The 14,870-nt window shown below is 42.4% G+C and carries 14 protein-coding genes; 7 read left to right on the top strand and 7 right to left on the bottom strand.

Going from position 1 to position 14,870, the window contains the following annotated elements:
• Positions 1-18: 18 nt before the first annotated feature.
• The 3 genes from HWQ23_RS02900 to HWQ23_RS02890 all read right to left on the bottom strand — a co-directional run bounded on the left by HWQ23_RS02900 (position 19) and on the right by HWQ23_RS02890 (position 7,696).
• Complete coding sequence (locus tag HWQ23_RS02900; protein ID WP_292823335.1) at positions 19-5,055, bottom strand: PAS domain S-box protein; 5,037 nt, start codon at positions 5,053-5,055, stop codon at positions 19-21.
• A gap of 702 nt (positions 5,056-5,757) precedes the next feature.
• The gene (bioF, locus tag HWQ23_RS02895) at positions 5,758-6,924 is read right to left on the bottom strand and encodes an 8-amino-7-oxononanoate synthase (RefSeq protein ID WP_292823333.1); all 1,167 of its coding nucleotides are present in this window, start codon (positions 6,922-6,924) and stop codon (positions 5,758-5,760) included.
• 268 nt (positions 6,925-7,192) lie between these two features.
• Positions 7,193-7,696, bottom strand: coding sequence for a Uma2 family endonuclease (locus HWQ23_RS02890; protein WP_292823331.1), 504 nt, complete (start codon positions 7,694-7,696; stop codon positions 7,193-7,195).
• Between the two features lie 44 nt (positions 7,697-7,740).
• Here HWQ23_RS02890 and HWQ23_RS02885 point away from each other — a divergent pair, with 44 nt between their 5' ends.
• Both HWQ23_RS02885 and HWQ23_RS02880 read left to right on the top strand, forming a co-directional pair.
• Positions 7,741-7,875, top strand: coding sequence for a hypothetical protein (locus HWQ23_RS02885; protein WP_292823329.1), 135 nt, complete (start codon positions 7,741-7,743; stop codon positions 7,873-7,875).
• A gap of 19 nt (positions 7,876-7,894) precedes the next feature.
• Positions 7,895-8,161, top strand: coding sequence for a UPF0175 family protein (locus HWQ23_RS02880; protein ID WP_292823327.1), 267 nt, complete (start codon positions 7,895-7,897; stop codon positions 8,159-8,161).
• A 24-nt stretch (positions 8,162-8,185) separates the two neighbouring features.
• Here HWQ23_RS02880 and HWQ23_RS02875 read toward each other — a convergent pair whose 3' ends face one another.
• The gene (locus HWQ23_RS02875) at positions 8,186-8,749 is read right to left on the bottom strand and encodes a hypothetical protein (RefSeq protein ID WP_292823325.1); all 564 of its coding nucleotides are present in this window, start codon (positions 8,747-8,749) and stop codon (positions 8,186-8,188) included.
• Between the two features lie 307 nt (positions 8,750-9,056).
• Entirely contained in the window at positions 9,057-9,266 is a 210-nt protein-coding gene (locus HWQ23_RS02870) for a hypothetical protein (protein ID WP_292823323.1), read from the bottom strand.
• A gap of 349 nt (positions 9,267-9,615) precedes the next feature.
• Between HWQ23_RS02870 and HWQ23_RS02865 the strand changes: the two genes are divergently transcribed.
• Positions 9,616-9,831, top strand: coding sequence for a hypothetical protein (locus HWQ23_RS02865; protein ID WP_292823321.1), 216 nt, complete (start codon positions 9,616-9,618; stop codon positions 9,829-9,831).
• A gap of 95 nt (positions 9,832-9,926) precedes the next feature.
• On the top strand, positions 9,927-10,091 hold the full coding sequence (locus HWQ23_RS02860; protein ID WP_292823319.1) for a type II toxin-antitoxin system RelE family toxin: 165 nt from the start codon (positions 9,927-9,929) through the stop codon (positions 10,089-10,091).
• Between the two features lie 156 nt (positions 10,092-10,247).
• Here the strand turns inward: HWQ23_RS02860 and uvrB are convergent, their stop codons facing one another.
• Complete coding sequence (uvrB, locus tag HWQ23_RS02855) at positions 10,248-12,245, bottom strand: excinuclease ABC subunit UvrB (protein WP_292823317.1); 1,998 nt, start codon at positions 12,243-12,245, stop codon at positions 10,248-10,250.
• A gap of 253 nt (positions 12,246-12,498) precedes the next feature.
• On the opposite strand from uvrB, the gene HWQ23_RS02850 reads away from it, so the two are divergent.
• The 3 genes from HWQ23_RS02850 to HWQ23_RS02840 all read left to right on the top strand — a co-directional run bounded on the left by HWQ23_RS02850 (position 12,499) and on the right by HWQ23_RS02840 (position 14,579).
• Positions 12,499-12,963: a hypothetical protein gene (locus tag HWQ23_RS02850; protein ID WP_292823315.1), complete on the top strand. Its 465-nt coding sequence runs from the start codon at positions 12,499-12,501 to the stop codon at positions 12,961-12,963.
• A gap of 353 nt (positions 12,964-13,316) precedes the next feature.
• Complete coding sequence (locus HWQ23_RS02845) at positions 13,317-13,499, top strand: CsbD family protein (RefSeq protein ID WP_292823313.1); 183 nt, start codon at positions 13,317-13,319, stop codon at positions 13,497-13,499.
• Between the two features lie 441 nt (positions 13,500-13,940).
• Positions 13,941-14,579 carry a histidine phosphatase family protein gene (locus HWQ23_RS02840; RefSeq protein WP_292823311.1) on the top strand — a complete coding sequence of 213 codons (639 nt, stop codon included), beginning with the start codon at positions 13,941-13,943 and terminating at the stop codon, positions 14,577-14,579.
• Positions 14,580-14,635: 56 nt separating this feature from the next.
• On the opposite strand, the gene HWQ23_RS02835 is transcribed toward HWQ23_RS02840, so the two are convergent.
• Positions 14,636-14,818, bottom strand: coding sequence for a hypothetical protein (locus tag HWQ23_RS02835; protein ID WP_365740444.1), 183 nt, complete (start codon positions 14,816-14,818; stop codon positions 14,636-14,638).
• Positions 14,819-14,870 lie beyond the last annotated feature (52 nt).

Genomic DNA, 14,870 nt, shown 5'->3' with positions numbered 1-14,870 from the left:
CAAGCCTTCCTGCTTGCTTCAAGGTTGATTGTGCCCGATGAGATTGACGATCGCTGTAGCTAAATCCATTGGATCGACAGGTTTAGGTAGGTGTTTTTGAAATCCTGCTGCCATTGCTTGGTTATAGTTAATTTCTCCAGCATAAGCAGTCAAAGCGATCGCTGGAATTTGCCCGCCTTGCTCTGGCGGTAATTTTCTCACCTCGCGCAGCAACATATAGCCATCCATCAAGGGCATTCCAATATCGCTTAACAAAATATCTGGTTTTGATTGGGCTAGTGTTTCCAGTGCTTCGGCTGCTGATTCAACTGTCGTCACAGTTGCGCCATATTGTTCTAGCACAAAGCTAAAAAATTCTCGCACATCAGCTTGATCGTCTACAAGCAGGATTTGCACTCCCGCAAGTAATGTGTCGTCATTACTGACTTCTGGTTGAGAATCCTCAGCACTCTCAACTCGCAACTGAGAATTTTTGAGCAAAGGTAGTCTGACTGTAAAGGTAGCCCCTTGTCCTTCTCCCAGACTCTCTGCCTGAACTGTACCACCGTGAAGTTCTACTAGATGACGCACAATTGCCAGTCCCAATCCCAGTCCGCCAAATACTCTGGTTGTTTTGGCATCTGCTTGTCGGAAGTAATCAAAGACGTAGGGCAAAAATTCTGGGTTGATTCCTTTACCTGTATCAATCACCTGGATTTGGGCATCTAAGCCAATTTGCTCTAGACGCACTTCTACAAGTCCATCTGTGGGTGTAAATTTAACGGCATTGGAGAGGAGATTCCACATCACTTGTTGTAAGCGATCGCCATCGCCGAGAACTTTGCCGATATCATGACTCAGCACGGTTTTTATTTCAATTGATTTGGCTTCTGCTGCTAAACGCACCGTTTCTAGTGCAGATGCGATCGCTACTTTCAAATCCACTGCATAGAGATTTAACCTGACTTTCCCTTGTAAAATCCGCGAAACATCAAGTAAATCTCCAATCAATTGCGTTTGTAACTTGGCATTACGCTCGATTGTTTCCAATGCCCGGATTCTAGTGGCTTCGTCAAACTTGCGGGTTCTAAGTAACTTTGCCCACCCTAAAATCGGATTCAAGGGAGTTCTAAGTTCATGGGAAAGGACAGCCAGGAATTCATCCTTAATCCGGTTGGCTGTCTCGGCTTGTGCCCTTGCAGTCTTTTCGGCTTCGTAAAGTTGAGCGCGGGCGATCGCTTGGGCACACTGTTGTCCCAGTGTCAACATAAATCCCCGATCTTCTTCATTAAATATTTGTTCAGTAGTAAAGCTTAATCCCAGTGCCCCAATTACTTTGCCTTCTGCTATCAAGGGAATGGAAGCCCAGGCATTATTCCCTGCCAGAGTTACAATATCTGCTAAGTTGGGATATCTCGCAATCATGGCTGCTAAATTTTCTAAAAAAATTGGCTGCCTAGTTCTGACTGTTTCCGCGATCTGGTTAGGTGTAGCGATCAAAAAATTTGCCCAGGTATCTATGATTGATTGTGGGTAGCCAATTGCTTGCACAATTTTCAGGGTAGTACCTCCCTCAGTAAGTAAGACAACACAACCAGCAGTAGCTTTCAAGGCGGCAATCCCTTGGTTCACCACCACATCGGCTACCTCTTGGGGAGTTAGCGCTTCCGAGAGGGCAGCAGTTATTCTTTGTAAAAGTAGCGTGCGATTGACAGACCGTTGAGTTTCCTGATATAATCTAGCGTTATCGATGGCTGTCGCCGCCCGACGAGCAATATCCTCTGCTAAAGCCAAGTCTGTCTGTTTGTAGTGCCGACCTGACTCGGCTGTAAAAAAAGAGATTGCTCCAAATAATTGCCCACGGGAACGAACTGGAATCACCATTAAAGAACCAATACTTAGGCTTCGCAGCAATTGCAGATGTTGATCGTCTTGAGACATCTGTATCAGATGAGAGTCAGATAATTCCGGATAAAAAACAGATACTCCCAACCGTAGATGCTGCACAAGCTGTTTAGCTCTGTTTTTGGGTGGATAGCGCCGTCGGATTTCGTCTAAAGTATTTTGTTTTGTGGGGTCGGCAGTTGCGATCGCAATTTGTTTACTTGACCAATCTTCCTGGAAGACATCTACAATACACAAGTCAGCCAAGGTTGGAACTGCCAGATTAGCCACACTTTCTAAGGTGATTTCATAATCCAATGAGGCAGCTAGTAAGGTGCTAGCTTCAACTAAAAAGTTTTGTGTCGTTTCAACTCGTTTGCGTTCGCTAATATCCTCAATAATACCTAATGCATACTTTGGTTGTCCGTTAGCATTCCAAACTGCTGATGAAGTTAGGTTTGCCCAAACAATAGAACCATCTTTGCGGATGTAGCGCTTCTCTAGGGAATAACCACTAATTTCTTGTGCCAAGACTCGCCGACTATTCTCCCAATCAACTTCTAAGTCATCAGGGTGGGTAATTTCCTGGAAGTTCATTTTAATTAACTCTTCATGGCTGTATCCAGTAATCTCACATAGAGCAGGATTAACCTGAATAAATCGTCCATCCAACGCTACCAGAGTAATGCCGACAGCTGCCTGGTTGAACATTGTTCGGAACCTTTCTTCGCTTTCCCGCAAGGCAACTTCTGTTTGCTTTGCTGCTGTCACATCTGCCAAAATAATCCCAATTCCTACTGTTTCTCCCATTGCGTTATTGACCGGGTAATAGTTGCCCAGCCAGTAGCCGTACCTTCTAGGTTGCCCCCTTGTCTCACCGCTAATTTCCATATTCAGCAGGGGTTCTCCAGTATCCAACACGCGCTGTAAATGTAGCTCCTCCTGGGCCGCCATTTCTGGCAACACTTCGCCAAATTTGCGTCCTAAATGTTCTTCTATAGTCAAACCGTTAATCTCAGCGAAAACTTGATTAATTCGGATATATCGCAGTTCCTCATCCAAAAAGCATACGCCAACGGGAGCAGCTCCTAAGAGCGCATCTAGAAGAGATAGAGATTCAGCATAATGGACTAAAGCCTGGTGCATATCTCGATAAAGTCGGGCATTTTCGACTGCTAAAGCGGCACGATGGCTAATATCTGTTGCTAAAGTTAGGTCAGAGCGATCGTAGCGACGGTTTGATTCTGCGATGACAAAGCTGATGCAGCCGAGTACTTGCCCTTGTGCGATTAACGGCACAATCATCACAGACTTCATCCCCAATTGCCGAACAAGTTCTAAGTGTTCCTGATTCTGAGTACTTGCCACTAATAGCGAGTCAGATACTTCTGAGATTAATTCGCTTTGCCCGGTTTGCAGTACTCTAGTAATTGCACTTACACCCTTGTAATCTGTCACATATTTCTGAAGTTTACGCGCCAACTCCGTTTTGGATGGGTCTGCATGGGCAATGGGTAGGCGGTGAATAGAACCATCTTCATTTAAAATGTCAACGCTACACCAATCAGCAAGCTGGGGAACTGAGATTTTGGCGATCTGTTGTAAGGTTTGTTCATAATCTAGCGAAGTAGAGAGTAAACTACTAATTTGGGCGATATAGCGGAGTCTTTCTTCAGCCTGCTTGCGCTCTGTAATATCAACAACAAAAAAAGCTCCTCGATTTACACTCCCTTCAAAGCGGCTACCACCGATCAAAATCGGGAAGCGTGAGCCGTCTTTACGGATATATTCTTTTTCATAAGATGTGCAAAAGTATCTGTCTTGAATTTGATTCAGTGCTTCCTTATCGAGTGGTACGTACTCTGTAGGAGTTAGGTCTTGCCAGCGAAGTGTTCCGGCAAGTAATTCTTCACGAGAATAACCCACCATATTCAGCAAGGCATCGTTCGCTTCTGTAATCCCACCGTCTCTATCCCAGAAGCCAATACCAATCATGTTTGACTCAACGACGCTGCGAAACTTCGCTTCGCTTTCCCGCAGTGCTTGCTCAGTTTGTTTGAGTTGGGTAATATCAATTGAACTAATGCCAACTCCCAACAACTGCCCATCCGGCAAAAACACCGGATAATAGCTGACGAGACCATAACGATACACCCCAGGCGGATAGCTTTCACCACTCACTTCCTGGTTAAGCAAGGGCTGCCTAGTTTCCATCACTTGCTCAAAAACAGGCTCAATTTGCCCTGCCCATTCTGGTAGTACTTCCCTAAAGGTGCTACCAATATGTTGACTTTGCGGTACACCGTTAATCGCGGCTAGCGCTTCATTAGCATAAATGTAGCGAAGTTCAGTATCGAGAAAAGCCAGCGCCACTGGTGAATTCCCAAGCCAAGCATTGAGTAACGCCAAAGATTCGTCTTTTTGCTGAATAGCTTGCTGAAGTTCCTGGTGCAACCTGGCTTTTTCTAGTTCTGCCTGCTTGCGCTCAGTAATATTCACACCTACACAGGTAATACTCTGGATGCTATTATCTACATCACTTAGTGGTTGAACCAGCAAATCATAGTAACGGTCTTCTCCAGAAATTGTTACATAAACCTCTTGACGGGTTGAAACACCAGTCTCTAGTACCTTCAGCTTAATTGCCCTCAATTGATCTGCTACTAAAGCTGGAAATAATTCATCATCACACTTACCTAACATTTCCTTAGTAGTATCTAGACCTTGAGGATTATGAATCCACTGATATCGCAAATCGCGATCCTGCTGAAAGACTACGATATCTGAACTACTTAACGCTAATCGAAATCGCTCCTCACTAACTCTCAGCTTTTGGAGATTTTCATCAGCCCGTGTTTTAGCAGTCTTTAATGCATCACAGAGGATACTAAAGAGCAATCCTTGTAATGCAAACACCCCAATTCGGACAAAATTGGATAAGTCAAAACTCAGATCATAAGCTGGGGGGAGAAAGAAGTAATCGCTCAATAACGCAGACAAGGAAGTTGCTAACAGCCCTGACTTCAAACCACCATACCAAGCACTCACGATTACAGCGCTAAAAAACACCAGAAAAGGAGTTCTACTCATGCTTAACCAGGGGTCTAGCATCAACATTATCGCTAATGCAAGTGCGACAATTAATACAACAATGCTATAACGCAGTAATTGGGAAGAATGAATATGGGGCATGAAAATGTCTTGGAACAACCAATACTTATTGCAGAGGCTTTACATACCCTAAGCTAGTTTGTAAATTTTAGTAACTTATCCACAGATAGATTTTTATTTAGTTTTAAAAACCTCTTTTGCTAGAAGCTAATTCCTCAAGAATATACTATGCAAAGTAAAAAATTATCGTGAATTTTGTATATAGCAATCATGTTTTATTTGTAAAAATGAAAGCCACAGATCCCGACTTATCAAAGAAGTCAGGGATGTTGTTTAGGATTGCTATAAGTAATATAATGTCCGCTTGATTACTTATTAAACCCAAAGAACCCCAAAGAGCCAAAGCTGCGCTTTGTCTCCCCTAAGAGCAGGCGGGGAGGGGATTAAGGGGAGCCAGCGCCAGAACAGAGGGTTTCCACGCCACTTCCTTCAAGCCTCTTCAACCCGGCCAACGGAGTGGCTCCCCTTTCCTCGACTGGCGGGTGGGGTGCAATCGCTATGGAATCACAACTAATTACCCGGACATGATATAAGTGGGCGAGGATAAATAAAACTATGTTAAGTAATATAAAAATCTTAAAATTTGCTTGTAGTGTACCCCTTTGGGGATCTTGCTACGCGTAGCGTCTCTTAGAGAGGGCTTCAACCCTATTTTGAGGGCTGAAGCCCTCACTACAAACCTTTAATTATTTACGCCAACCTACTTACTTAGAACCTGACGAGTTAACAGATATCCTTCAGCGCTGCTAGCAATTTTTCAATATGTGTTGCTTGATGAGTTGCCATTAAAGATATTCTGATCCGACTTGTGGGCACTGTGGGAGGACGAATTGCTGGGGCAAAAATGCCAGCATCTCTTAGCTGTTTTCCAGCTTTGAGGGCATCTGTTGCACTGGGCAATTGAAAACATAATATAGGTGATTCCGAAGGCAGTAATTTTAGATTAGGTAAGTGTTGTTGCAGCAAATTTTTCAAGTAATGTACATTTTCCCACAATTGGGCACGGCGTTGCGGTTCTTGTTGGACTATCTTGATTGCTGCTAAGGCTGCTGCCGTATCAGCAGGTGAAAGCCCAGTGGTGTAAATCCAAGTGGGTGCGCGGTTCCGCAAAAAGTCAATTAAGGCGCTACTTCCTGCCACATATCCGCCTAAACTACCCAAAGCTTTACTCAAGGTACCAATTTGAATTAATTGCTTTCCTGTACACCCAAAATGTTCGACACACCCAGCGCCAGTTTTTCCTAGTACCCCAGTTGCATGAGCTTCATCAACTAGCAGCATACAGTTAAATTCATCAGCGAGATCCAACAATGCGGGCATTGGAGATAAATCGCCATCCATGCTGAAGACGCTATCAGTCAAAATCAAACAGCGTCGGTAGTTTTGTCGCTGCCAATTCAACTGAGTTTTTAATACTGCAAGATCACAGTGCGGATATTCCACAACTGCTGCACCGCTAAGAATCGCCCCATTTTTCAGACTGGAATGATTGTACTGGTCAGATAAAATTAAATCACGCTTGCCAACGATCGCAGTAATTGCACCCAAATTGGCTAGATACCCAGAACTAAATACCAAAGCATCTTCTGTTTGTTTGGTAAATGCGATCGCCGACTCTAAATCTCTGTGTAATTTTCTATGCCCACTGAGTAATCTAGAACCAGTACTACCAGTCCCAAATTCTGCGATCGCAGCAGTTGCCGCGGCCTTCAACCTCTGATCTCCCGCAAGTCCCAAATAGTCATTACTGGCAAAATTAATTACCTCTTGCCCAGCTAAAACCACCGTTGCACCTGGACAGCCGTGAATTGTTTGTACTGAGCGATACCAGTCTGCCCGATGAATAGTTGCTAAGGATTGTTCTAGCCAAGCATAAGGGTCAGTGGGCATTGGGGAGTGGCTTTCAAGGGTAGTATTTAAAATAACTTGTAATTGGCCCTAAAGTCCTAACATTTTATCGCGCAATCGTTATTGTAGGGGATTATGAACAACTACAAGATGTTATCCGACTTAAGCACTATTCTTACCAAACAGAAAAACGTTACCGAGTCCCTGAACGTTATTATAAATTACGAATTATTTAAACTTTACGCAATAATTCCCGAATAGCGATGTCTACGACGGCCTACGCCTACGCACAATCACCAAAGGCTAAAGGTTAAATTGTCACATCCTCTGCAAGTATGCTTTCACTGTGATATCCGTCTGCACTGGGAAGACGATACATATACAACTTGCGTCCATTGACATCTAAAATCCAGTACTCAATAATACCTGACTTAGCATAGGCGATCGCTTTTACTTCTCGATCATATTTGAGACTGGAATCAGCTATTTCAATCAGTAAAAACACTTCCGAAGCATTGGGATGGTGATCCTCATAATCTAATGGATTCACCTTCACCACTGAAATATCTGGTTCTGGTTCCGAGTAATCGTCAAGTTGCACTGGTGACTGGATTCTTAATAAAACTTTATCACCCAAACGTTGACGTAATAACCTTTCTGTGCGGGTAATTGTTGATTCGTGAGCAGTACCTTTTGCTGACATTGTGATGATTTGTCCCGCGATTAATTCTAAGCGTTCTTCAGGATGAAAAATTCCCGTTTCCGCCATTTTGTGATATTCTCGAACACTAATTAGGCGAATATTGGTGAGCATAAGATTCACGTTAACGTCCTAACATTTTATCTCGCAGATGTTTAATGCGATCGCCCAAGCTTGTCATTAACGGCTCAAATCAACGACTGCAAGTAGCCTCGAACTCAGCAGGGATTTGCAACCGTCTGCTGCAAGGGGGTTGTTGTGCGGCGATCGCTTACCATAGAGCTAATGATTAGATTATATGTAGCTTGAAGTATGCAAATTACCATTGAAATTCCTGATGAAATTGCCCAGCGACTAGACCAAACGGAAGGGAATCTCTCTCGTCGCTTCCTAGAACTAATTGTTGCCGATGCTTACGGTTGTGGCAAGATTAATACTGCTGAAGTGCGTCAAATTCTCCAGCTACCAACCCGTCTTTCAGCTCATGTCTTTCTGAAGCAGATGGGTATTTATTTAAACTATGACGAAACTGAATTAGAACAGGATCTTCAGACTCTTAAAGAGTTCAGAGTACAATGATTGTTGTGCTGCTGGTAATAACAACTAACCATACTCTGTAGACATAACATAGCGAGTCTTCGCGCCTTCATGTTCAATGGTTATAGCATATTGAGTTAGAATTTTTTCTGACCACATTGGGTTCACTTCGTCTGCCCACTTTGGTCTTGAAACTTGCAGTTCAGTTTCATTACCAATCCACGGCGGAGCTAGAGTGTTGAAATCTTCACCATTCAACGGGCGATTTTGCCAAGAAATAATTTCATCGCTGAACCTCCCTGAGCCAAGAAACTCACCTTGCTCATCCAAAATTTCTATCCAGCTTCCACTATTATCCCAACCATCATCAAGCAACCCGCGAATTAACAAAACAAATGCTGGCTTTTCTGCAATCGGGATTTTGAGAAAGTACAAATCGCTGAGACTATGCTGCGAATACCAAAAATGGCGCTCAAAAGTATCAGAAATGCTTTTTGGAGCATCCTGCTGAATTCTTTTGATTTCGACACAATCGAAACCCACACTAGCAACCATTCCCAGTAATTCAAGACTGGCAATCAGACAATCCTGATACAACTCTGCAAGATTTTTTGATTCGTACCAATCCACGAATCTGCTTCCTGATTTATACCAATCCACAAACTCTCTTTCACAAAAACCTCGAACTGCGAATTTTCGTTCTGACTCCATCATCAAAATACCTAGACTCTGAAACTTCTCATGCCTTAATACTTGCGTCCATTGACATCTAAAATCAAGTACTCAATAATACCTGACTTAGTGTAGGCGTTCGCCCTTGGCGTTGGCGTTGGCGAAGCCTCTCGTAGAGAAGCCATCGCTTTTACTTCTCGATCATATTTGAGACTGGAATCAGCTATTTCAATTTAGGCGAATATTGGTGATCATAAGATTCACGCTAACGTCCTAGCATTTTATCCCCAGCAGTAATTTCTTGCCGTACCATATCAGCTAGACGATCCCACTGAGCATCTGTTGTAGATTCAAATTGAGCCTTCCATCTTTGCTCATCCTCCATTTCGGCAAGGAGACGAGCAGCGATCGCATCCTGTTCGGCAACAGGTAGAGTTTTCAGTTGGGCGATCGCACGCTCAAGTAACTCAGTCATGGCTACCACACTCTTAAAACGTAAATGGCATCTGATCCATTATCGCTTCTTGGTGATATTCTTGAACACTAATACTAATTAGGCGAATATTGGTCAGCAGAAGATTCACCTTAACGTCCTAACATTTTATCCCGCAGATGCTTAATGCGATCGCCGAAGCTTGTCATTAACGGCAAGCAATCTCGAACTCAGCACCAGCGACTTGCAACCGTCCTCTGCCATGACGTGTTAGACCTTGTGGCGCAATTACACCTACGCAGCCTTAAAATGTGCAAGCGGTTATGCCGCCGCAATATGTCACAATAGCAGGTAAAACAGTAAGAGTAGTTCTCACTAACCATCATCCTCTATGCAAGTCAAAGATATGACCATCGAAGAACTCAAACTTCTGATTCAAGAAACTGTTGCTGAAACGATTCAATCTCTATTGGTTGATCCTGATGAAGGCAAACAAATAAAGCCAGAAGTGAAACAGCAACTACTCGACTCCCTACAACGTACTCAATCTGGAGAACCTGGAATCCCTGCTGAGGAAGTAGCAAAAAATCTGGGATTGACCTGGTAATGAGCTATAAGATCGAATTTAAATCAGAGGCGACTATCGGGTTTGAAGCTCTCACCTCAACTATTCAAGAGCGCATCCTGCGGAAAATTCGCTAGTTGTCTGAGAACTTTGAGGACTTAACCCCTCAAGCTTTGAGTGCTGATTTAAACGGTTTGTTCAAACTCAGAATTGGGGACTACCGGATTATTTATTCCTTTGATACTGAAGCACAACTCATCACAATTCATAAAGTTGGGCATCGCCGTGATATTTACAATTAACAATCGCTCATCAGTGTCACCTCAATCATACTGCAATTGAAGACTAAGTTCTCTTTATCGCTACCCTGACCTAGTACTAATGTCCCGGCATTTTATCCCGTAGATACTTTCTGGCGATCGCCATCTCGACTGGGGAGACTATACATATACTTCACGTTAATGTCCTAGCATTTTATCCCGCAGATGCTTAATGCGATCGCGCAATTTTGCCGCCTCTTCAAATTCCAGTTTCTTCGCCGCTTCTTTCATCTGCGCTTCTAACATAGTAATCAATTGGGGAATCTGTTCTAATGGCAGTTCATCAATATGTTCATCTACTACTTTCAAGTCAGTTGCATTCAACCGCCGAGACACATCTAAAAAAGATAAAATCGCATTACTTGATTTTTTGATAATCGATTGCGGTGTAATTCCGTGCAGTCGATTATGTGCCATTTGAATCCCACGCCGCCTGTCTGTTTCATCAATGGCTTTAATCATGCTGCCTGTCAAATTATCAGCATACATAATTGCTTGTCCCCGGATGTGACGCGCGGCTCTACCAATAGTTTGAATTAAGGAACGTTCGGCTCGCAAGAAACCTTCTTTATCTGCATCCATGATTGCTACTAAGGAAACTTCGGGTAAATCTAAACCTTCCCGCAGCAAGTTAACTCCAACTAATACATCAAATGTACCTTCGCGCAAGTTCTGCAAAATCTCAATGCGCTCTATTGAATTAATCTCCGAATGCAAATATCGCACCCGAATACTGTGGTCTTGCAAATACTCGGTTAAATCTTCCGCCATCCGCTTAGTTAATGTGGTAATTAACACTCGCTCATGGAGGTCAACTCTATCTTTAATTTCTCCTAATAAATCATCAATTTGTCCTTCTGTGGGACGCACAGAAATTTCTGGATCAATTACGCCAGTTGGTCTAATTACTTGCTCAACTACATGATCTTCAGAAACTTCTATTTCCCAATTTCCCGGAGTTGCTGAAACAAAGATACACTGATTCACTTTTTCCCAGAATTCCTCTGCTTTCAAAGGACGGTTGTCAGCAGCACTAGGAAGACGAAATCCATGCTCAATTAAAACTTTTTTTCTAGCTTGGTCGCCGTTATACATCCCGCGAATTTGGGGCACGGTAACGTGAGATTCATCGATAACTAATAACCAATCTTTAGGAAAATAATCAATTAAACATTCTGGCGATTCTCCGGCTTGTCTTCCTGCTAAGTGACGCGAATAGTTCTCAACGCCATTGCAGTAACCTACCTCGCGCAACATTTCCAAGTCGTAGCGTGTACGTTGATCTATGCGTTGCGCTTCTAATAATTTACCAGCTTGTTCTAAGTCTAGTTTTTGTTGTTTTAATTCTGCGGCGATGTCGTGACAAGCTACTTCTAATCGTTCTTCTGGGGTGACAAAGTGACGTGCAGGGTAGATATTCACCGCTTCTAAACTCTTGAGAATTTCCCCTGTCACCGGGTCAATGTAGCGAATCGCGTCAATTTCATCACCAAAAAATTCGACGCGAATAATTCGGTCTTCATAAGCTGGGCCAATTTCTAAGACATCACCCCGGACGCGAAATTTTCCCCGACCCATCTCTATGTCGTTGCGGCTATATTGAACATTTGCCAAATCTCGTAAAATTTGGCGTTGATTTACTTCCATACCTATCTGAAGAGAGATGGCAGCTTTCAGATATTCTGCTGGCATTCCCAAACCGTAGATGCAACTGATGGAAGCAACGACAATCACATCACGGCGTTCAAAAAGCGATCGCGTCGCTGAATGCCGCAACATATCTATTTCATCATTAATCGCCGCCGTTTTTTCAATATAAGTATCGGTAACGGGAATATACGCTTCTGGCTGATAGTAATCGTAGTAGCTGACAAAGTACTCGACTGCGTTGTTGGGAAAGAATTCCCGCAACTCATTACAAAGTTGTGCAGCCAGGGTTTTGTTATGTGCCAGAACTAAGGTAGGTTTGCCAATTTTCTCAATAACTGCTGCTACCGAAAATGTCTTGCCAGTTCCAGTGGCTCCCAGTAAAGTTTGGTAACGGTTGCCTGATTGGATACTAGCAGTGAGTTGGGCGATCGCTTGTGGTTGATCGCCTGTGGGACTAAAGGGAGCTTGAAGACAAAATTCTGTCATACAGTTTTGCTAGAAATACCCTAACTCAAGGTGAAAATTTCGCCCTGTATCCATTGTAGCTGGCTTATTACTTCAAATAAATAGTAATAATTATTTACAAAAATTCATAATTTAAATTTACTTATGTATCAGTTTTAAAGATTCTTATATCTATATGAGGTTTTTTAAGGTTAAACTCTAAGGTATATGGGAAAAAATTTCATCTTTCCTTAATTATTGTAAAATTCAATTAACAAAACAGAGGTCTTCGTTTATGACTAATAGCAACGCTGGCAAAGCAACCAATTCTCGGCAAAAGTATGCCAAGTCTCCAGGGGAAACAACAGAAAAAGTTGAAAATCAACCAGACCAGAGCTTGAATGCTGATAAAGTCGAGGAAGTTAGTCAACTGCCAGCGGGATCTTCTGGGCTACTCGCCGTTGCTGGAGTTCGTCCCATAGGCGCTAGCGACTTAGAAGTTGCTGAACACCTCTCAATTGCTGGGGTGCGCCCCGTTAGCACCAGTAGCTTGGAAGTAGTTGACACTTATAACTCAATGGGTATTCGTCCAATTGGCGCTAATACATTTGAAGTCGTTGAAAGTATAAATCTCTCTGGGATTCGTCCAATTGGCTCAAGTTTATTGGTAATTGATGAAAGCTATTCCACCTTCGGTAATCGTCCAATAGCATCAAATGAGGTTGACAACTCTGAAAGCCTAATGGGTTTTCTAGATTAGACAAAAAAATATCCCCATAACTTTATTACCCAGTTTCTCTACGGAACTGGTTTTTTTTTAGCTAAACAGTCAAAAGTAGAGATTACGATATTTGCACTTATTCTATGCCTTTTAGCATAGATAACTAAGCTTTTCTTGCTTGAATTTACATTCAGCCAACAGCCAGGATGCTTACTCTAATTAGTTTTCTGAATTATGAATTATGAATTATGAATTATGAATTATGAATTATGCCTTGTGGTAGAAGGCTTTAGCAAAAACTTTAAGCTACTGTGTAAGGGCAATAACAAAAAAGATTTCAAAGTTAGTTGACAGCTTTGAAATGAATTTACGATAAAAATAAGGAGTACAAAATGAGTTTAGAAGAACGCGCTAAAGCTACTGCTAAAAATCTTGAAGGCAAAGCCCAAGAAGCAGCAGCAGAAATTACTGGAGATCCAAAAGATAAAGCAGAAGGTAAAGCAAAGCAAGCTGAAAGCGAAGTAAGTCACGGTATTGAAGACGTAAAAGATAATGTAAAGAAAAAGCTTGACTAACAATTCATGCTTTTTTGCATAAACTCCAGGGATATAAATGGGTGTATACCATTTGTGCAAAAATATGACTTGTTCCAGAGCCAAGCTCAAATATTCTCAAATTACCGCTTGATTGTTAGGATTATTGTAGAGACGTAATTAATCACGTTTCTACAATTTTTACTATTATTTAAAAGTTAGATAATTCAACTACATTATAAATTTATTCCTAATTGAAAAACTTCGGTTTTTTAACTCAGCAGGGGCTAGACAACAGCTATCCGCTAACAACCCTCCCAACTTAGCACTCTTCATGACGCGGTGTTCGGTGAGATAACTTTGCCCAATCTGAAAATTATTTAAAATATCATCAAATTGTAGTAGTATGGCACGGGCATTAACTATCTTCAACTACATCTGATTGTTAGCGCTTTGAAATTTACAATCAATGAGAATTATACCGTGAGCCTAACTCTTTATTTCCTCCGTCACGGACAGACAGAATGCAGCCGCAATAATTCCTTTTGCGGTTCCATAGACTCAGAACTTACGCCAGAAGGCTTGGAGATGGCAAAGGCTTTTGCAGACGCATGTAGTTCTATTCCTTGGACAGCAATATTTTGTAGTCCAATGCGGCGAACTGTATTGACAGCAAAACCTTTATGTGAAGCCATAGGGATAGAACCACAACTTAGAGATGGTTTGAAGGAAATCAACTATGGCAAATGGGAAGGAAACACCCCAGAAGGAATTAGCCGTGAATATCACGATGATTATATTCGCTGGTCAGCAGATCCGGCTTGGAATGCTCCAACTGGTGGAGAAATGGCTGTTACAATTGCTTCTCGTGCCTTGCAGGTAATTGAAGAAATCAAGCAAAATTACACTAGTGGCAATGTTTTAGTTGTTTCTCACAAGGCAACTATCAGAATTATGCTGTCTAGTTTACTGGGGATTGATGTAGGACGCTTCCGTTTTCGTTTGGGATGCCCTGTCGCTTCGGTCAGTATTGTAGAATTTAGCTCGCATGGGCCGCTGTTAAAAGTTTTGGCAGACCGTACTCATTTGGATGAGCGTTTGCGAAATTTACCGGGGACATGAGGGGACGTAAGAGAGACGCGATTAATCGCGTCTGTACAATATTATTATTTTTATCCTTACTCTGGCTGGCTATCTGGCTCAGTGTATTTGCAGATAACGTTGATTCCAATTTTTAAAATATATAACACGACAATTGTTGCGATCGCACCATCAATCGGTATTCCATGCACTGCTGCAACGGCAACCAGGGAGCCAATGATGCTGTTGAACAAAGAAGCACTACCAGGGTTATTAGTCAATACGGTTCAGTTAAGGCTGAAAATCTTGTAAAGTAAGCATTGTCCCAAGAAT

The sequence above is a fragment of the Nostoc sp. JL33 genome (assembly GCF_017114985.1).
GTDB lineage: Bacteria > Cyanobacteriota > Cyanobacteriia > Cyanobacteriales > Nostocaceae > Nostoc.
This window is presented reverse-complemented; position numbering and strand designations above follow the sequence as displayed.